This is a genomic window from Microbispora sp. NPDC046933 (assembly GCF_040644635.1).
Taxonomy (GTDB): domain Bacteria; phylum Actinomycetota; class Actinomycetes; order Streptosporangiales; family Streptosporangiaceae; genus Microbispora.
Map to the genome: position 1 here is coordinate 142,803 of NZ_JBEYWW010000001.1, position 18,115 is coordinate 160,917.

The 18,115-nt window shown below is 71.4% G+C and carries 15 protein-coding genes; 8 read left to right on the top strand and 7 right to left on the bottom strand.

Annotation, left to right across the window (positions count from 1 at the left end):
• Positions 1-31 precede the first annotated feature (31 nt).
• Both ABZ857_RS00610 and ABZ857_RS00615 read left to right on the top strand, forming a co-directional pair.
• Entirely contained in the window at positions 32-1,366 is a 1,335-nt protein-coding gene (locus ABZ857_RS00610) for a PTS transporter subunit EIIC (protein WP_357035192.1), read from the top strand.
• Between the two features lie 261 nt (positions 1,367-1,627).
• Positions 1,628-2,083, top strand: coding sequence for an Rv3235 family protein (locus ABZ857_RS00615; protein ID WP_357035195.1), 456 nt, complete (start codon positions 1,628-1,630; stop codon positions 2,081-2,083).
• 52 nt (positions 2,084-2,135) lie between these two features.
• Here ABZ857_RS00615 and secA read toward each other — a convergent pair whose 3' ends face one another.
• Positions 2,136-4,937, bottom strand: coding sequence for a preprotein translocase subunit SecA (secA, locus tag ABZ857_RS00620; RefSeq protein ID WP_357035198.1), 2,802 nt, complete (start codon positions 4,935-4,937; stop codon positions 2,136-2,138).
• A gap of 218 nt (positions 4,938-5,155) precedes the next feature.
• Here secA and ABZ857_RS00625 point away from each other — a divergent pair, with 218 nt between their 5' ends.
• Together ABZ857_RS00625 and ABZ857_RS00630 are read left to right on the top strand one after the other, a co-directional pair.
• On the top strand, positions 5,156-5,428 hold the full coding sequence (locus tag ABZ857_RS00625; protein WP_357035201.1) for an HGxxPAAW family protein: 273 nt from the start codon (positions 5,156-5,158) through the stop codon (positions 5,426-5,428).
• Between the two features lie 65 nt (positions 5,429-5,493).
• Complete coding sequence (locus tag ABZ857_RS00630) at positions 5,494-6,705, top strand: crosslink repair DNA glycosylase YcaQ family protein (RefSeq protein ID WP_357035204.1); 1,212 nt, start codon at positions 5,494-5,496, stop codon at positions 6,703-6,705.
• A 4-nt stretch (positions 6,706-6,709) separates the two neighbouring features.
• On the opposite strand, the gene ABZ857_RS00635 is transcribed toward ABZ857_RS00630, so the two are convergent.
• From ABZ857_RS00635 to mtrA, 6 genes are all read right to left on the bottom strand, one after another.
• Positions 6,710-7,414, bottom strand: coding sequence for a response regulator transcription factor (locus ABZ857_RS00635; RefSeq protein ID WP_142623623.1), 705 nt, complete (start codon positions 7,412-7,414; stop codon positions 6,710-6,712).
• Positions 7,415-7,575: 161 nt separating this feature from the next.
• A complete protein-coding gene (gene raiA / locus ABZ857_RS00640) occupies positions 7,576-8,241 on the bottom strand; it encodes a ribosome-associated translation inhibitor RaiA (RefSeq protein ID WP_357035207.1) in 666 nt (221 codons plus the stop codon).
• Between the two features lie 526 nt (positions 8,242-8,767).
• Positions 8,768-9,505: a phosphoribosyltransferase family protein gene (locus ABZ857_RS00645; RefSeq protein WP_357035210.1), complete on the bottom strand. Its 738-nt coding sequence runs from the start codon at positions 9,503-9,505 to the stop codon at positions 8,768-8,770.
• Positions 9,506-9,558: 53 nt separating this feature from the next.
• On the bottom strand, positions 9,559-11,325 hold the full coding sequence (locus ABZ857_RS00650) for an LpqB family beta-propeller domain-containing protein (RefSeq protein WP_357035213.1): 1,767 nt from the start codon (positions 11,323-11,325) through the stop codon (positions 9,559-9,561).
• Positions 11,315-13,060: an MtrAB system histidine kinase MtrB gene (gene mtrB / locus ABZ857_RS00655; protein WP_357035216.1), complete on the bottom strand. Its 1,746-nt coding sequence runs from the start codon at positions 13,058-13,060 to the stop codon at positions 11,315-11,317. Before mtrB ends, ABZ857_RS00650 begins: the two co-directional genes overlap by 11 nt.
• Before the next feature lie 16 nt (positions 13,061-13,076).
• Positions 13,077-13,754: an MtrAB system response regulator MtrA gene (gene mtrA, locus ABZ857_RS00660; protein WP_030509347.1), complete on the bottom strand. Its 678-nt coding sequence runs from the start codon at positions 13,752-13,754 to the stop codon at positions 13,077-13,079.
• 282 nt (positions 13,755-14,036) lie between these two features.
• Here mtrA and ABZ857_RS00665 point away from each other — a divergent pair, with 282 nt between their 5' ends.
• The 4 genes from ABZ857_RS00665 to ABZ857_RS00680 are packed head-to-tail and all read left to right on the top strand — an operon-like array spanning position 14,037 to position 18,110.
• Positions 14,037-15,359: a glycerophosphoryl diester phosphodiesterase membrane domain-containing protein gene (locus ABZ857_RS00665; protein WP_357035219.1), complete on the top strand. Its 1,323-nt coding sequence runs from the start codon at positions 14,037-14,039 to the stop codon at positions 15,357-15,359.
• Complete coding sequence (locus ABZ857_RS00670; RefSeq protein ID WP_357035222.1) at positions 15,356-15,994, top strand: DUF4129 domain-containing protein; 639 nt, start codon at positions 15,356-15,358, stop codon at positions 15,992-15,994. The genes ABZ857_RS00665 and ABZ857_RS00670 overlap by 4 nt, the downstream gene beginning before the upstream one ends.
• Entirely contained in the window at positions 15,991-17,148 is a 1,158-nt protein-coding gene (locus ABZ857_RS00675; protein ID WP_357035226.1) for a DUF4350 domain-containing protein, read from the top strand. The genes ABZ857_RS00670 and ABZ857_RS00675 overlap by 4 nt, the downstream gene beginning before the upstream one ends.
• Positions 17,145-18,110 carry a MoxR family ATPase gene (locus ABZ857_RS00680; RefSeq protein WP_357035229.1) on the top strand — a complete coding sequence of 322 codons (966 nt, stop codon included), beginning with the start codon at positions 17,145-17,147 and terminating at the stop codon, positions 18,108-18,110. Before ABZ857_RS00675 ends, ABZ857_RS00680 begins: the two co-directional genes overlap by 4 nt.
• Positions 18,111-18,115 lie beyond the last annotated feature (5 nt).

Genomic DNA, 18,115 nt, shown 5'->3' on the forward strand with positions numbered 1-18,115 from the left:
GTTCTCCCCCACCCCCCTGGAGGAACACCCGATGAGTTCCACCTCCGCCGACGCGGGCCTGCCCGCCGCACCCTCTAACCAGAACGCGGTGATGACCGCGCTGTCCCGCATCGGCCGTTCCCTGATGCTCCCGATCGCGGCGCTGCCCGCCGCGGCCCTCCTTCTCCGGATCGGCCAGGACGACCTGCTCGGCCGTACGGACAACGCGACACTCGACAAGATCGCACAGGTCGTCGGTGGCGCGGGCGGCGCCCTGTTCGACGCGCTGCCGCTGCTGTTCGCGATCGGCGTCGCGGTCGGCTTCGCCCGGCGGGCCGACGGCTCGACCGCACTGGCGGCCGTGGTCGGCTACCTCGTCTGGGACCGGGTCACGCACCTGATGTTCTTCGACGCCTCCGCGGACGCGGCGGTGCACAAGAAGGTGGCCCAGACGCTCGTGGGGGCGGACGGCAAGCCGGCGGAGGCGCTCAACCTCGCGGCGGCCAACCCGACCGGAGTGCTCGGCGGTATCCTCATGGGTCTCGTCGCGGCCGTCCTGTGGCAGCGGTACTACCGGACGAAGCTGCCCGCCTACCTAGCCTTCTTCGGCGGCCGCCGCTTCGTGCCGATCCTCACCGCGCTGGCCGGGCTCGTCCTCGGCGTCGTCTTCGGCCTGGTCTGGCAGCCGATCGGGCAGGGCCTGACCAACTTCGGCGACTGGCTCGCCAGCAACTCCACGGTCGGCGCGGGCATCTACGGCATCGTCAACCGCGGTCTCATTCCCTTCGGCCTGCACCACTTCGTCAACTCGATCGTCTGGTTCACCGTGCCGGAGTGCACCGTCGGCGCGACCCACGCCACGGGCGACCTGAACTGCTACTTCGCCGGGCAGGACGGCGCCGGCGCGTTCATGGCGGGCTTCTTCCCCGTCATGATGTTCGGCCTGCCGGCCGCCGCGATCGCCATGTGGCGGGCGGCGCCGCCGAACCGCCGCGCCGCCATCGGCAGCATCATGATCTCCACGGCCCTGATCTCGTTCGTCACCGGCATCACCGAGCCGATCGAGTTCGCGTTCATCTTCGTGGCCCCGGTCCTGTTCGCGGCGCACGCGCTGCTCACCGGCGTCTCGATGGCCGTGGTCGCGGCCCTCGACGGACGCCTCGGCTTCGGGTTCTCCGCGGGTGCGATCGACGCCGCCCTGAACGCGACGAAGGACAACACGCACAACTTCTGGCTGATCATGCTGATCGGCGTCGTCTACTTCTTCCTGTACTACGTGGTCTTCAGCTTCCTCATCAAGAAGCTGAACATCATGACGCCCGGTCGCGAACCGGAGCCCGACGTGGACTCCGGGGAGAGCGCCGACACGGCGCGTGCTCGCGCCTGACGCGTCAGGTCCCCCTCTCAGGGAGCAGGGGCGCCCGGTGATCCCGGGCGCCCCTGTTGTGTTTCCCGCCATTGCGGATGCCGCTAATTGCCGATCAGCCCGTGCGCGAATTCGCGGCTGGTCACGCCAACCCGAAGGAATCTTCCCGGACGAACGGCGGCACAAAGGCTCGCGACTCGGCAAAGTTGGCGTTTCCCGTATCAGGACTGGTGACCGCAACCTCTATTAGGCGTCAGGTCCCGAACGAGAGCGGAGTCCCCGATGCCCAAGCCCGTCCCCCTGCCACGGCTCGCGTCCGTCCCCCCTGCCGATCCTCCCTACGACGAGCGTGACGGCGGCGGCCATGTCACAACACGTCCCGGCACGTACGGCGCGCTCGCCCTGGCCCCCAGCCCGCGCCGTACGGGGACGCCCACGGACGAGCGCCGCCTGCGGGGGCTCGGCCAGGCGCTCGCGGAGATCCTGGCGGGCCGCAGACCGCCGGAGACCGTGCAGGACCGGCTCACCGAGCGGGCCTACCGCGAACTGGTCCGGGCCGGGAAGATGATCGACGCCGAGCGGCCGCCCCTGACGGGCCTTCCCCACGTGCAACGGCCCTGCGACGGGGTGATCGAGATGTGCCTGCTCGTCCACTGCGGGCCGCGCAGCCGCGTGCTCGCCGTACGGCTGGAGCGGCAGGGCGTGCAGTGGCTGGTCACCGAGTTCGAGACCGCGTGATACGCGACGGACCCCGCCGGGCCTGGCCCGGCGGGGTCCGTCTCAGGTCATCTCACGCCTGCTGGTTGCGCGGGTCACCGTGGCAGCGCTTGTACTTCTTGCCCGAGCCGCAGGGGCAGGGCGCGTTGCGCTCGGTGTCGCCGTACGCGGCGCGCTGCTCGGGGGTCGACCGCACCCGGCTGACCTCCACGTCGCCGCTCTCGCCCGGCGCGGTGTAGACCATCTCGGTCGGCCGCGACGGCTGCCGCAGCGCCCTGGCGATGATCGAGCCGGTCTCGGCGAGCGCCGTGTCCTCCTCGGCGTTCTCCTCGACGATCGGGTTGGCCTGCACCTCGACCTCGAGGTTGAACAGGTAGCCGACCGACTCCTCCTTGATGCCGTCGAGCATCGCGGAGAACATCTCGTAGCCCTCGCGCTGGTACTCGATCAGCGGGTCCTTCTGGGCATAGGCGCGCATCCCGATGCCCTCCTGGAGGTAGTCCATCTCGTACAGGTGCTCGCGCCACTTGCGGTCGAGCACCGAGAGGATGACCCGGCGCTCCAGCTCGCGCATCGCCTCGGAGCCGAGCTCCTCCTCGCGGCGGTCGTAGGCCGCGAACGCGTCCTCCTTGACCTTCTCGGCGATGAGCTCCGCCGTCAGCTCCTCCCGGTCGCCGCCGACCTGCTCGATGAGCTCGTCGACGGTGAAGGAGATCGGGTAGAGCTGGCCGAACGCCTTCCACAGCTTGTCGAGGTCCCACTCCTCGGCGAAGCCCTCGGCGGTGGCGCCCTTCACGTAGTCGTCGACGACGTCGCCGACGAAGCCGCGCACCTGCTCGTGCAGGTCGGCGCCCTCCAGCACCCGCCGCCGCTCGGCGTAGATCACCGTGCGCTGGCGGTTCATCACCTCGTCGTACTTCAGGACGTTCTTACGGATCTCGAAGTTCTGCTGCTCGACCTGGTGCTGCGCGGACGCGATGGCCTTGGACACCATGCCCGACTCGATCGGCACGTCGTCCGGGATGTTGAGCCGCGTCATGATCATCTCGACCCTGGCCGAGTTGAACAGCCGCATGAGGTCGTCCTCGAGCGAGAGGTAGAAGCGCGACTCGCCGGGGTCGCCCTGACGGCCGGAACGACCGCGGAGCTGGTTGTCGATACGCCGCGACTCGTGCCGCTCGGTGCCCAGCACGTAGAGCCCGCCGAGCTCGGTGACCTCCTCGTGCTCGGCCTTGACGGCCTCCTTGGCCTTCTCCAGCGCCTCCGGGTAGGCCTTCTCGTACTCCTCCGGAGTCTCGGACGGCGACAGGCCGCGCTGCTGCAGCTCCAGGTCGGCACGGAACTCGGGGTTGCCGCCGAGCATGATGTCGGTGCCTCGACCGGCCATGTTGGTCGCCACGGTGACCGCGCCCTTGCGGCCCGCCTCGGCGACGATCGCGGCCTCACGGGCGTGGTTCTTCGCGTTCAGCACCTCGTGCGGTACGCCCTGGCGCTTGAGCATCCGCGACAGCTTCTCGGACTTCTCGACGCTGGTGGTGCCGACGAGGACCGGCTGGCCCTTCTCGTAGCGCTCCTTGATGTCCTCGACGCACGCCTGGAACTTGGCGTCCTCGGTCTTGTAGACGACGTCGGCCTGGTCCTTGCGGATCATCGGCCGGTTGGTCGGGATCGGGACGACGCCCAGCTTGTACGTCTGGTGGAACTCGTTGGCCTCCGTGGCGGCCGTACCGGTCATGCCGGCGAGCTTCTCGTAGAGGCGGAAGTAGTTCTGCAGGGTGATCGTGGCGAGAGTCTGGTTCTCGTCCTTGATCTTCACGCCTTCCTTGGCCTCGATGGCCTGGTGCATGCCCTCGTTGTAGCGGCGGCCGTGCAGCACGCGCCCGGTGAACTCGTCGACGATCAGGACCTCGCCGTCGACGACGATGTAGTCCTTGTCCTTCTTGAACAGTTCCTTGGCCTTGAGGGCGTTGTTGAGGAACTGCACGAGGTGGGTGTGCTCGGGCTTGTAGAGGTTGTCGATGCCGAGCCAGTCCTCGACCTTCTCCACGCCCGCCTCGAGGATGCCCACGGTGCGCTTCTTCTCGTCGACGACGTAGTCGCCGGTGCTCTCCTCGCCGTCCTTGCCCTCGGTGCCGCGCCGCAGCCTCGGCACGATCTTGGCGAACTCCTGGTACCACTTGCCCGACTGCTCGCCCGGGCCGGAGATGATGAGCGGGGTCCTGGCCTCGTCGATCAGGATCGAGTCGACCTCGTCCACGATGGCGAAGTTGTGGCCGCGCTGGACGCACTCCTCGATCGACCACGCCATGTTGTCGCGGAGGTAGTCGAAGCCGAACTCGTTGTTCGTGCCGTACGTGATATCGGCGTTGTACTGCTTGCGGCGCTCCTCCGGCGACATGTTCGCCAGGATGACCCCGACCTCCAGGCCGAGGAAGCGGTGGACGCGGCCCATGGTCTCGGCGTCGCGCTTGGCCAGGTAGTCGTTGACCGTGACGACGTGGACGCCCTTGCCCGAGATCGCGTTGAGGTAGGCGGGAAGCGTACAGGTGAGCGTCTTGCCCTCACCGGTGCGCATCTCGGAGATGTTGCCCATGTGCAGGTTGGCGCCACCCATGAGCTGCACGTCGAAGTGGCGCTGCCCGAGGACCCTGCGGGCGGCCTCGCGGACGGTCGCGAACGCCTCCGGCAGCAGGTCGTCAAGGGACTCACCCTCGGCGTGACGCTGCTTGTACTCGGCGGTCAGCGCGCGGAGCTCGGCGTCGGACAGGCTCTTGAAGTCCTCTTCGATGGAGTTGACCTGCTCGGCGATGCGCTTGAGCTTCCGCAGAGTCTTGCCTTCGCCGGCGCGAAGGATCTTGTCGAGAATGGCTGGCACTTTTAGTAAAGCTCCTCGCAGGTCTACCCCGGCCGATCACCGGGGTGTGAGGACGAGACATACTTCCCCGCTAGCCATCGTAGGCGGTTCCCGTACCAGACACACCCACCTGCAATCGACGGAGCGCCGCGGCACAATCGCATATCTCATAAGGGAAAACCGGCGCCAAGGTTCCCCCGATGTTCCGACCACCTCTGCCATCAGGTAGAAAACGGGGTATGGCACAGAGCGGACACCAGGGCAGCCACGCGGGAAGCGCCAAATCTTGGCTTGCCGTCATCGTCATCCTCATCGGCTTCACGTTCGGGGGTGTGGCGCTGACCCTCGGCCCGAACTGGCTCTTCGTCTGGATCGGCGTGGGCATCTGCGCGGTCGGCGGGCTGCTCGCGCTCGCGTTCGACATCTTCTCGGACGTGATCGTGGACGCCCCCCGGCAGGTTCCGGTCCAGGAGCACCACTCGCCGTTCGAGCACCGGTCCATCAGCTCCTGAGATCCGGGCCCGCGCCCGAACCACCGTAAGCGTTTTGTCGGTCACAGCGTCTAGCATCTCCGGCTGTGACCGACCTGACCGCCGACGAGGCCCGCAGGATCATCCTCCGGGCCCAGGGTTTCCTCGGCGCCACCGCCCGCGGCGGCGGCGTCCCCGCCATGCTGCGGCGCGTCGGCGCCGTCCAGCTCGACACCATCTCCGTCCTCGCCCGCTCCCACGAGCTCGTCGCGTACGCGCGGCTCGGGCCGGTCGGCCGCTCCGTGGTCGAGCGGGCCTACTGGGACGACCCCGCCCGCGCCTTCGAGTACTGGTGCCACGCCGCCTGCGTCCTGCCCATCGAGCAGTGGCCGCTGTACGCCTTCCGCCGCCGCGCCTATCGGGAGCGGCGCTACCGCTGGCACGAGGTGCCGCCCGTGGTCGACAAGGTCCTGGAGCAGGTGCGCTCGGACGGCCCGCTCACCACGGCCGACATCGGCGGCGCCAAGAATGGAGGCCCGTGGTGGGACTGGTCGGACACCAAGATCGCCATCGAGTTCCTGCTCGACATCGGTGAGGTCGTCTGCACCCGCCGCGTCGGCTGGCGGCGCGTCTACGAGCTCGCCGAGCGCGCGGTCCCGGCGGACCTGCTCGCCCAGGACCTGCCCGACGACGAGTGCGTGACCCGGCTGACCGCGATCGCCGGGCGGTCGCTCGGCGTGGCGACCAGGGCGGACCTGGTCGACTTCACCCGGGTCAAGGGCGCGCACGCCGCCATGCTCGACGAGGCGCTGCTGAGCGGCGCCGCCGGCCTCGTGCCCGTACGCGTGTCGGGCTGGCCCGCGCGGCGCGGCGCGGACGCGGACGGGCCGAACGCCTGGGCGGACCCCGCCGCGCTGGAGAGCGAGCCGCGCGGGCGGCACCGCACCACGCCGCTGTCGCCGTTCGACTCGCTCATCTGGGAGCGGGCGCGGGCCGAGCGCGTGTTCGGCCTCAACCACCGCCTGGAGGCGTACGTCCCGAAGGACAAGCGGGTGCACGGCTACTTCGCGATGCCGGTGCTCGCCGGCGGGCGGATCATCGGCCGGGTCGACCCGGCCCGCGAGGGCGCCACGCTGGTCGCCCGGCAGGTCGGATTCGAGCCGGGCGGCGGCCGTGCCAAGGCCGTGGAGGCGATGAGCGACGCCCTGTGGGAGGCCGCGAGCTGGGTCGGCTGCGCCGACGTGCGGGTGGAGCGCGTCGGCGCGCCGGACCTGGAGGCCCAGTTACGCGCCGCGGTGGCCCGCGGCCCTCGTTCGTAACGACCTAGGTGATCTCCAGCAGCCGCTCGCGCACGGCGTAGACCACGGCCTCCATGCGCGAGTGGAGCTGGAGCTTCTCCAGGATGTTGCGGACGTGGTTCTTCACCGTGTTCTCGGAGATGAACAGGTCCTTGGCGATCTCGCGGTTGTTCATGCCCTTCGCGACGAGGCGCAGGACCTCCATCTCCCGGTCGGTCAGGCGGGGAACCGGGAGCTGGGGGGGCCGCTCGGCCTCCTTGCGGCTCATGTTCGCGAACTCGCTGATCAACTTGGCGGCCATGGCGGGGTTGATGAGCGACTGTCCCTCGTGGACGCCGCGCACGGCGTCGGGCACCTCGTCGATCTGGACGTCCTTGAGCAGGTAACCCGTCGCACCCGCCTTGATCGCTTCGAAGAGGTCCTCCTCCTCGTCGCTGACGGTCAGCATGATGATCCGGGTGCTCGGCACCGACTCCTTGATCTTCCGGGTCGCCCCGATGCCGTCCAGCCTCGGCATGCGGACGTCCATCAGGACCACGTCCGGCATCAGCCGGTCCGCGAGCTCGACGGCCTCCTGGCCGTCGCTCGCCTCGCCTACCACCTCGATGTCCGCCTCCGCGGCCAGCGCGAGCTCCAGGCTGCGGCGGATCAGCGCGTGATCGTCGACGATCAGCACACGGATCGGCTCGCTTCGACCGGCTGCTCGGGCCGCCTCGTCGGGTCGGGTCACGGAACCTCCTTGCGGGGGCCAAGGACGCTGGATCGCCATCATTACACGGGTTCCAGGGTGGTTAGGGATCTTCGTCGCGCCGGCCCGTCCATCTCCTCCCGGTTCCTACCGGATCGTGCGGCGCCCCGGCCCGGAGTGTCCGGGCCGGGGCGCCGAGAGGGCTAGCTCTCTACGAGCCTGAGGACTCCGTAGTCGTAGCCGCGCCGCCGATAGACGACGCTCGGCTGGCCCCCCTCCTTGTCGCGGAAGAGGTAGAAGTCGTGACCCACGAGCTCCATTTCCAGGAGCGCCTGGTCGATCGTCATGGGGTCGGCCTTGTGGAACTTCTCGCGTACGATCAGCGGTCCCTCGCCGTCCATCTCGATGGGCACGATGGGCTCGGAACTCTCGGTCCGCCCTCCCGCGGTCTCCGCCGGGATCTCGGCGACCGGCTCCGGCTCCTCCCGGACGGTCGTGACCACCCCCTGCGCGTTCTCCGTCACCGCGGTGAGCTCTGCCATCGAGGGAGGGCAGTTCTTCCCGTGATGGATCTTGCGGCGGTCGGCGAGCCGCCTCAGCCGCTCCTCCAGCTTGCCGATGGCGATGTCCAACGCCGAGAACCGGTCGTCCGCGCAGGCCTCCGCGCGGATGGCGGGGCCCCGCGAGTGGATCGTCAGCTCCACCCGTTCACGCTGCCCGCTCTGCCGGTGGTTGGGTTCCTTTGAGACCTCTACGTCGATCTGGATCAGCTTGTTGTTGAGCTTCTGGATTCTGGCCAGCTTGGACGTCACTTGATCGCGGAACCGGTCACCCACAGTGGTGTGCCGTCCCTTGACGATGATTTCCACGCAAAGCCCCCCTTCGCACATCGACGGTGGTGCACGCGCTCCTGGACACCCGTCCGGCCGACCTGGTCTTCGTCCCCACATCCGCCTGCTGAGGGGTTCGCAGCTCACTCGCCACTACTGCCCTTCTCCTCTTACGGGGGACATCTGGACCCCCGGGAGGGCAGGACTTACCTCTAAGCCGCACCGTGATCGGTCGACCAAGAGTCGCCTTACGTGGGCCGTTTCGCCTGCGGCTGGCATCGGCTAGCCAGGCCGGACCCCGCGAGGGGGTCGGCCCGGCGCAACCACGGACCCGAACGGGTGCCATGACTGAACGCTAGTCGCTACCGCCTCGAATGTCAGCCAGGAGATCGGCTAAACGATCACTTTGCGTGATCCCGGTTGCCGTCTCGCCGTCGGAAAATTCGCGGTCATATTCTGGAAATCCCCGCAACCGCGGCGTCCACACCTGCATTGAGCAGGGAAGTCGTCGAGAAGTCGGCGGGCGGTCGCTCCCCGGCGGCAAGCCCCGCGCTTACCCAAGTCTTTACTGTCCGTGATAATCACCAATCCGGCGTCTCCGGCGTGTCGCGGCGACCGTCACGGCCGCGGAGGGCTCCGCGCCCGCGGCGCGCAGCGCCCTGGCGGCCTCCGCCAGCGTCGTCCCGGTCGTGACGACGTCGTCCACCAGGACCACGGCGACGGCCCCCGGACCGCGGCCAGACGGCCGTAGCCGCGCCGCCGAGCCCGGCACGACCTCGAACGCCCCGGACAGGTTGACGGCCCGCTCCGCCGATCCCAGCCCCGCCTGGTCGGCCACGCGCCGGCCCTGCCGCAGCAGGGGCGCGAGGGCGGCGGGCCGGCCTCGCCGGCACAGCTCGCGGGCGGCCGCCGCGGCGACGGCGCGGACGGGGTCGTGCCCCCGGCGACGGGACGCGGCACGAGCGCTCGGAACCGGCACCAGCCACACCTCCTCGCGGCGCGCTCCCCCGCCCGCCGGCCGACCGGCCGCCCATGCGGCCACACAGGCGCTCACCGAGGCCGCCAGGACCGGCACCAGGGCCGTACGGCCGCGTTCCTTGCAGGCGAGGATCATCCTGCGGGCCGCGCCGTCGTAGGCGGTGGCCGACCAGCAGTCGGGCAGGCCCGGTGGCGGCGGGTCCGGCGGCCGGGGAGCCGGCTCCCGCAGCAACTCCGCCGTACAGGACGGGCAGGCCGGAGCGCCCGGTGCGCCGCATCCGGCGCAGCGGGGCGGGAGGATCAGGTCGAGCAGGGCGGGCGGCACGCCCTCAGCATGCCGCCCGCCACCGACAGTTCACCCCGGTCGCTCCGGCCGGCTCAGCCGAGGGGATAGACGGGGTTGGTGGCGCCGTTGTCGGCGCGCGGAGTCCAGGCGTGCTTGTCCACGCTGTAGGTGAGCACCTGGCCCTCGTCGGCCGCCGCGAGGACGTGGTCGGGTACGGCGGCGACCGACTTGATCTTCGAGTCGAGCTTGATGGGGCCGTCGTTGGGGACCACGCCCTCCATCACCGACCAGGTGGCCAGTTCCTGGCCGCTCTTGCCCTCCGACAGCACGAGCAGATCGGCGGCGTCCTGCCAGGCGATGTCCTTGATCTTCTGCGCGTCGCGCGGGTCGATGAGCGTCCGTACGGACTCGATCCGCGTCTGCTGGCCGTTGCGGACGATCGTCCCGATCTTCACGGAGGTGCCGAGGCCGTCGTCGGTGATCGCGGCGATCCTGGCCCCGTCGCGGGAGACCCGCAGCTTGACGATCCGCCCGTACGACAGCTCGTCGCCGACGTCCACGCGGCGGGCCCGGCCGTTCTCGGCCGTCCAGACCCGGCTCTCGTGCACGTTCACCGTCTCCGCCGACCAGACGGCCCCGTAGCGGTCCCAGGAGGGCGGGCTCATGTCCCGGCCCGCGATCCACCGCTGCCACTGGCTTCCCGGGGTCATCGGCGCGACGTAGACGCCGTCGCCGTTGACCAGTGCGGCCACGAGGGGCGGGAACTCGTTGACGTTGGAGACGGCCGGCTGGGAGAACTTCACGGCCTGCTCGCCGGCCGCGCCGGGCACCGGCGTGCCGTCGCCCTTCTCCTTGAGCTGCAGCAGCCTGCCGCCCTGCACGTAGTACGCCTGCGCGGAGCCGGCCAGCACGTTCGGGTCGTACCTGGCGTAGTCGGCGGGCCGGAACCGCACTCCGGAGCCGCCGTTCACGCGGATCTCGACGGTCCGGCCGGTGACCAGCTCGCCGAGCGTCCACACGAGCTGGGCCTTCAGCGCGTCGAGGCGGTCGGAGGGCACCGACTCCAGCTCCGAGGAGAAGTCGAGCACGACCGTGTCGCCCTCGACGGTGATCCGGTGGAGCTCGGTGCCCGGCGGGAACGCGCTGCTCACGGCGTTCCTGATGGACGAGGTCGGCCCGGCGAGCAGGCGGCGGACCAGGGTCTCGGGCACGCCCCTGCCGGGCTCGATCGGCACCCACACCCGGTCGGCCACGAGGCCGGTCTCCCGGGTGGCGGGCGGGTAGTACAGGTCCACCTTGCGGTAGGCGCGCCACAGGTCGTCGTACGACAGCAGACGGCCGTCGGGCGTCACGTCGACCCGCCACTCGCCGTTCAGCTTGACCAGGGTGAACGGCTCGACGAGGTTGCCCGAGGCCGGGGTGGACCTGCCCTCCGGGTCGATCGCGGCGACCGCCGTGCCCTTCAGCGTCACCGTCGTCCGCGTGGCCTCCTGGAGGTTCTGCGTGTGGTCCGACTCGATCTTGCCCTCGTAGATCCGGGTCTGCCGCCACGGGTTCCAGCGACTGGCCGCGTCCGGGGTGAGGTACTGACGGGCGACGTGCAGCTCGCGGTCGTCGAAGGCCGCCATGGCGGCCTGGAAGCCCTTCACGATGTCCTCGGGCGGGGCCCCCTTCCTCGGCGGGGTCGCGATGAGCCGCACGTACGGCTGGCTGAGCGTGTCCTTGCCGTGGTCCTCCTGGGCCGGGCGGGGGCTGCTGCTCGTGGGCACGGTGGCGCACCCCGCCCCGCCGGACACCAGGACGAGCGCCGCGCCCGCGGCCGCGGTGAGACGGCGGGCGCCGAGCCGCTCACTCCGCATCGAAGGCCCCCGCGTCCACGTTCTCCCGCGCCCGCGGCGCCTCCGGCACGATTCCGGTTGCCGGGGTCAGGACCGGTGTGGCGTGACCGCGCCACGTGCGCCGCATCTCGACCTCCGGCGGCACGAGCGGAAGCGGCGACCCGCGCAGCGGGGCGCCCGCCACGCGCGGGAGCGACAGGCGGAACTGGCTGCCCTCGCCCGGCGCGCCCCAGGCCTGGAGCCAGCCGCCGTGCAGCATGGCGTCCTCCCGCGAGATCGCCAGGCCGAGCCCGGTGCCGCCGATGGTCCGGGCGCGCGAGGGGTCGGCCCGCCAGAAGCGGTCGAACACCATCGTCTCCTCGCCCGGCTTGAGGCCGACCCCGTGGTCGCGTACGGCCACGGCCACCGCGTCGCGGTCGGCGCCGAGCGTGACGACGATGTCCTCGCCCTCGCCGTGCTCGATGGCGTTGAAGAGCAGGTTGCGCAGGATGCGCTCGACCCTGCGGCTGTCCACCTCGGCCATGCACGGCTCGTTGGGCAGGCGCAGCTCGAACCGGGTGGCCTGCCGCTCGGCGAGCGTCTCCGAGTCGCCCACCGCGCGCAGGACCACGTCGCGCATGTCGACGGGCTCCAGGTCGAGGGTGGCCGCCCCCGCGTCGTACCGGCTGATCTCCAGCAGGTCGGCGAGCATCGACTCGAAGCGTTCGAGCTGGTTCTGCATGAGCTCGGCCGCCCGGGCCGAGGCGGGGTCGAAGTCCTCGCGGCCCTCGTACAGCAGGTCGGCGGCCATGCGGACGGTCGTCAGCGGCGTGCGCAGCTCGTGCGAGACGTCGGAGACGAACTGCCGCTGCACCTGGGAGAGCTCCTCCAACTGGTGGATCTTCACGGCGAGGTTGGACGCCATCTCGTTGAACGAGGTCGCCAGCCGGGCGAGGTCGTCCTCCCCGCGCACCTTGAGCCGCTCCTCCAGCCGGCCGGCGGCGAGCCGCTCCGCCGCCTGGCGGGCGAGCCGTACGGGGGTGACCACCTGCCGGGTGACCAGCGAGGCGACTCCGGCGAGCAGCAGCACGAGCGCGGCTCCCGCCCCGAAGACCATCTGCTGGACCGTGAGCAGCGTCTTCTCCTCGTCGCCGAGCGGGAAGACGTGGTAGATCTCGTAGGCGCCGTTCACGCGGGCACCGACCACCAGGCCGCTCTCGGGCTGCTTGGCGCCGATGTACCTGATCGTCGCGATCTCCTTGTAGAGCGACTGCTCCTCGGTGCTCTGGACCTTCGCCCGCAGGGACTCGGGGATGCTCGTCCAGTCGACCTGCCCGGAGGCCCGGCCCTCGCCGACCGAGCTCTCGTTGAAGATGACGACGTCGTAGCGGCCGCCGGAGCGCTCGGTCAGGGCCCTGGCCGCCGCGTCGACGGGGTTGACCGTCTGCCCCTGAGCCGTGGCGCCCTGGGCGATGTCGGTCACGTCCGCGGGCTGCGTGAGGTAGCCGCTCGCGGTCGCGACGTTCGCCCGCGACTCCTCGACCGCGGCCACCTCGCTGGAGGTCAGCACCGACGTGCTGATCGACTGCATCAGGAAGACGCCGAGGACGACCACGACGGCCATCGACAGCACCAGCGTGCTGGTAACGACGCGAAGCTGGAGCGAGCGCCGCCAGGCGTGCCGCAGCCGGCCCGCGAGGCGGCGCGCGCGTCTGCGGACCCCACGGGCGATCTGGCCCGGGGTCCGGCGACGGGGTTTCCTCGCGGAGACCGGCATGGCGGTGATATGCGGCTTACGCCGGGCCGGCCTTGTAGCCCACACCCCGGACGGTGACGACGATCTCCGGGTGCTCGGGGTCCTTCTCGATCTTCGCGCGCAGGCGCTGGACGTGGACGTTCACCAGGCGGGTGTCCGCGGCGTGCCGGTAGCCCCAGACCTGCTCCAGCAGCACCTCGCGGGTGAAGACCTGGCGGGGCTTGCGGGCCAGCGCGACCAGCAGGTCGAACTCCAGCGGCGTGAGGTTGATGGTCTCCTCGCCGCGCTTGACCGAGTGGCCGGCCACGTCGATGGTGATGTCGCCGATCTGCAGGATCTCGGGCGTGGGCTCGTCGGTGCGGCGCAGGCGGGCGCGCACACGGGCGACGAGCTCCTTGGGCTTGAACGGCTTGACGATGTAGTCGTCGGCACCGGACTCCAGGCCGAGCACCACGTCGATGGTGTCGCTCTTGGCCGTGAGCATCACGATCGGGACCCCGGACTCGGCGCGGATGCGGCGGCAGACGTCGATGCCGTCGGCGCCGGGGAGCATCAGGTCGAGCAGGACGAGGTCCGGCCGGGTGTCCCTGAAGGCGTCGAGCGCCTTGTCGCCATCGGACACGAACGACGGCTCAAAACCCTCCCCGCGCAAGACGATGCCGAGCATCTCGGCGAGAGCGGCGTCGTCGTCGACGACCAGCACGCGTCCTTTCATGGCCCCTCATTCGTACGCGTATGGGAGATTTGGGCGTTTGTCACAGGTTCCCCCGCAGGCTACCGTGGCCACCGCTTTGGTGTTACACGACCATGACAGTGGATGGAGTTTAGGCGCAGCAGACGAAGCGCGCGATTATCTGACCAGATGCGGTCACACCGGCGGGAATCCCGTGGTGCGGTCACGTTCCAAGTGTGCGCCCGCACCCCCCGTTCCGGCCATCCCCCAGAGCCCTCCTGTACGACCGCGCGGCGCGCGCGTACATCATGCCAGGATTGGGACATGACAGACGGCCCCGGCTCCACCCCCGACATGCCCTCCGGCTGGGCGGCCGAGCAACCTCCCCCGTACGGCGGGGCCACCGGGGCAAGCGGATCCTCCTGGGCCTCCCCCGGCGCGCCGGGAGGTCCCACGGTGCCCCCCGTTCCGCCCGTTCCGCCGCCGCCCTACGCGGGCGGGCCGTACGCGGGCGGGCCGTACGCGGGCGGGCCGTACGGATACCGGCCGCCGGACGCGCCGCGGCCGGGCATCATCCCGCTGCGCCCGTTGACGCTCGGCGACATCCTCGACGGCACGATCAAGCTGATCCGGTCGAACCCCAAGGCCACGCTCGGCCTGTCGGCGATCGTGGCGGCGATCACCGCGATCCCGACCGCCGTCGGACAGGCCCTCTCCTTCGGCTCTCTCGGCGAGATCATGGCCGACCCGTACGCCTACACCGCGGACGCGTCCCTCGCCGGAGAGGCCGCACAGCTCATCGGCTCGATCATCGGCTACGTCATGACGTTCGTGGGCACGACGGTCCTCACGGGGGTCCTCACCCGGGTGCTCGGCCGCGCGGTGTTCGGCGGGCGCATCACCGTGGGCGAGGCGTGGCGCCTGGCGCGGTCGCGGCTGCCCGCGTTGTTCGGGCTGGTGCTGCTGCAGGCGCTCATCCTCATGCTGCCGCTGCTGGCGCTTCTCGCGGTGTTCGTGAGCCTCGCGGCGGCCGACGCGTTCGGCGGCGCGGGCGACACCACCGCGGGGGCCCTGGTCCTCGTCGTTCTGCTGTTCCTCGTGGCCTACGTCCCATACCTGCTGTTCTTCTACACGCGCCTGTCGCTGGCGGCCCCCGCGATCGTACTGGAGGGCCGCGGGGTCACCGACGCCATGAGCCGGTCGTGGCGGCTGGTGAAGGGCGACAGCTGGCGGGTGCTCGGCATCCTGCTGCTCACCGCCATACTCGCGGCCATCATCAGCAGCGTGCTGGCGATCCCGTTCACGTTCGGCGGCTCGATTCTCGGGATGCTGAGCGGCGGCACCGCCGGTGGGACCACGATCGCGGCGCTCCTCCTGGCGGTCGGCCAGGCCCTCGCCGCCATGATCGCTTACCCCTTCCAGGCGGGCGTGACCGGGCTGCTGTACGCCGACCGGCGGATGCGGGCCGAGGCGTTCGACCTCGTGCTGCAGACGGCGGCGGCGCAGAACCAGTCGCAGGGCTGGGTCCACGCCGGGGTCGACGACCTGTGGCACCCGAGCTACGCCGCCGGGACGGGACCGGGCTCCGCGCCCTACCACGGGGCTCCGCCGCACGGGCCGTACGGACCGTACGGCCCGCAGGCGTGACGACCGCGCGGGCGGCGCTGCTGCTGGCCTCGCCCGCCGACGTCGGCCGCGACCAGGCCGCGCGGGAGGCCGCACGCGAGCTGTCCGGGGCGGGCTACCAGCACGAGCCGCTGCTCGACCGGCTGCAGCGGGAGATCTCCCAGTTCCTCGGCGACCTCATGAACGGCGGCGGGTCGGGCGGGGGCGGCGTGGCGTCGCTCGTCGTGATCGCCGTCGTCCTCGCCGTCCTGGCCGTGCTGCTCCTGTGGGCCCTGCGCCGTTTCTCCGGCGGCCGGCGTACGGAAAGCGGTGTGGTGTTCGGGCAGAGCGAGCGGACGGCGGCCGAGCATCGCGCCGAGGCCGAACGCCTGGCGGCCGAGGGCGGCTGGGCGGGGGCCATCCAGGAGCGGCTGCGCGCGATAGCCCGCGAACTGGAGGAACGCGCCGTCGTCAGCCCCATGCCGGGCCGCACCGCCGTGGAACTGGCCGAGGTCGCCGGGCAGGCGCTGCGACCCCACGCGGCGGACCTGCGCGCGGCGGCACGCCTGTTCGACGACGTGACCTACGGCGGGGCGGGCGGCACCCGGGAGGGCTACCTGACGCTCACCGCCCTGGACGAGCGGCTGCGGTCGGCCCGCACGGGCGTGACCGCATGACCGCCAGGACGCCGGGGCGCGTGCGGCAGGCGGCCTGGGTCACGTCGCTGGTGGTGCTCGTGCTGGTCACGGCGGTGCTGCCCCTGCTGCTGACGGGGGGAAGGACCGGCGGCCGCGCCCTCGATCCCGCCGACACCTCGCTGAACGGCAGCGCCGCACTCGCCCGGCTGCTGGAGGCGCACGGGGTGGAGGTGGTCCGGGTGGAGACTCCCGGCGCGGCGGTGGCCGCCGCCGGGCCGCAGACCCTGCTGCTGGTCACCGAGGCGAGCTTCCTGAACCGCGACGCCGCCCGCCGCATCGCCGAGGCCCCCGGAGACCGGCTCCTGGCGGGCGCCGTGCCGCACCTCGACGTGCTCGCCTCGGGCGTACGCTCCCAGGGCCCCGTGCGCACCCGGTCCCGGGCCCCGGAGTGCGCGCTGCGGGAGGCGGTGCGGGCGGGCGACGCCTACACCGGCGGCACGTCCTTCACGGGGCCGCCGGGGTCCACGGGCTGCTACCCGGCCGGCGACGGGCGCTCTCTGGTCCGCTACACCGCGGACGGGCACACGGTGACCGTGCTGGGCGACGCGTCGTTCATGACCAACCTGCGTCTCGCCGAGGACGGCAACGCGGCCCTCGCGCTGAACCTGGCCGGGGCACGGCAGAAACTGGTCTGGCTCGCCGAGCCCGACGACCCCGACGAGGCAGCCGAGGCGGGCGGCCCCGGCGCCGGGACGGACGGGGAGGCCCGCTCGCTCGGCGACCTCGTCCCCGGCGGCGTGAAGTGGGCGGTCCTCCAACTCGCCGTCGCGGTGGCCCTGGCCGCCCTCTGGCGGGGACGCAGGCTCGGGCCCGTCGTGGTCGAGCGCCTGCCCGTGGTCGTGCGGGCCGCGGAGACCGTGGAGGGGCGTGGACGCCTGTACCGGTCCCGCCGGGCCAGGGACAGGGCCGCCCTCGCGCTGCGGGCCGCCGCGGCCGACCGGCTCGCTCCCCGCCTCGGACTGCCCCGCACCGCGACCCCGGAGGAGGTCGCCGTCGCCGCGGCCGCGCGCACCGGCCAGAACCCGGAGCCGGTGCTGGCGCTGCTGTGCGGCCCACCGCCCGGGGACGACACCGCGCTGGTGACCCTCGCCGCCCACCTGGACACACTCGAAAGGCAGGTACGTGACTCGTGACCACACCTGAATCGGACGCGGACGCCGCCCGCGAGGCGCTCGCGGCGCTGCGGGCGGAGGTGGCCAAGGCGGTCGTGGGCCAGGACCCGGTCGTCACCGGCCTGGTCATCGCGCTGCTGTGCCGGGGTCACGTGCTGCTCGAAGGCGTGCCCGGCGTGGCCAAGACCCTGCTCGTACGCACGCTGTCGGCCACGCTCGCGCTGGACTTCAAGCGGGTGCAGTTCACCCCCGACCTGATGCCGGGCGACGTCACGGGGTCGCTGGTCTACGACGCCAGGACGGCGGAGTTCGAGTTCCGCGAGGGGCCGGTCTTCACCAACCTGCTGCTCGCCGACGAGGTCAACCGCACGCCGCCGAAGACGCAGGCCGCCCTGCTGGAGGCCATGGAGGAGCGGCAGGTCAGCGTCGAGGGAGCGGCCCGCCCGCTGCCCGACCCGTTCATCGTCGTGGCGACGCAGAACCCCGTGGAGTACGAGGGCACCTACCAGCTTCCCGAGGCGCAGCTCGACCGGTTCCTGCTCAAGCTGACCGTGCCGCTGCCGCCGCGCGAGCAGGAGATCGCCGTCCTCGAACGGCACGCGCTCGGCTTCGACCCCCGCGACCTGACGGAGATCAAGCCCGTGGCGTCCGCGGCCGACCTCGCGGCGGGACGCCGGGCGGTCGCGCAGGTCCACGTGGGTTCCGAGGTGCTCGGCTACATCGTGGACGTCGCACGGGCCACCCGGCAGTCGCCCTCGCTCCAGCTCGGCGTCTCGCCCCGCGGGGCCACCGCGCTGCTGGCCGCCGCGCGGGCGTGGGCGTGGCTGTCGGGACGGTCGTACGTCACGCCGGACGACGTGAAGGCCCTGGCGCGGCCCGCCCTGCGCCACCGGGTGGGGCTGCGCCCGGAGGCCGAACTGGAGGGCGCCACTCCCGACGGCATCCTGGAGGGCATCCTGGCCGCCGTCCCCGTTCCCCGGTGAGGGCC

Coding starts and splice junctions, on each gene's coding strand:
- ABZ857_RS00615 (WP_357035195.1), top strand. CDS start 1,628: ATGCCCAAGCCCGTCCCCCTGCCACGGCTCGCGTCCGTCCCCCCTGCC.
- ABZ857_RS00675 (WP_357035226.1), top strand. CDS start 15,991: ATGACCGCCAGGACGCCGGGGCGCGTGCGGCAGGCGGCCTGGGTCACG.
- ABZ857_RS00665 (WP_357035219.1), top strand. CDS start 14,037: ATGACAGACGGCCCCGGCTCCACCCCCGACATGCCCTCCGGCTGGGCG.
- mtrA (WP_030509347.1), bottom strand. CDS start 13,754: ATGAAAGGACGCGTGCTGGTCGTCGACGACGACGCCGCTCTCGCCGAG.
- ABZ857_RS00650 (WP_357035213.1), bottom strand. CDS start 11,325: ATGCGGAGTGAGCGGCTCGGCGCCCGCCGTCTCACCGCGGCCGCGGGC.
- mtrB (WP_357035216.1), bottom strand. CDS start 13,060: ATGCCGGTCTCCGCGAGGAAACCCCGTCGCCGGACCCCGGGCCAGATC.
- ABZ857_RS00625 (WP_357035201.1), top strand. CDS start 5,156: ATGGCACAGAGCGGACACCAGGGCAGCCACGCGGGAAGCGCCAAATCT.
- ABZ857_RS00610 (WP_357035192.1), top strand. CDS start 32: ATGAGTTCCACCTCCGCCGACGCGGGCCTGCCCGCCGCACCCTCTAAC.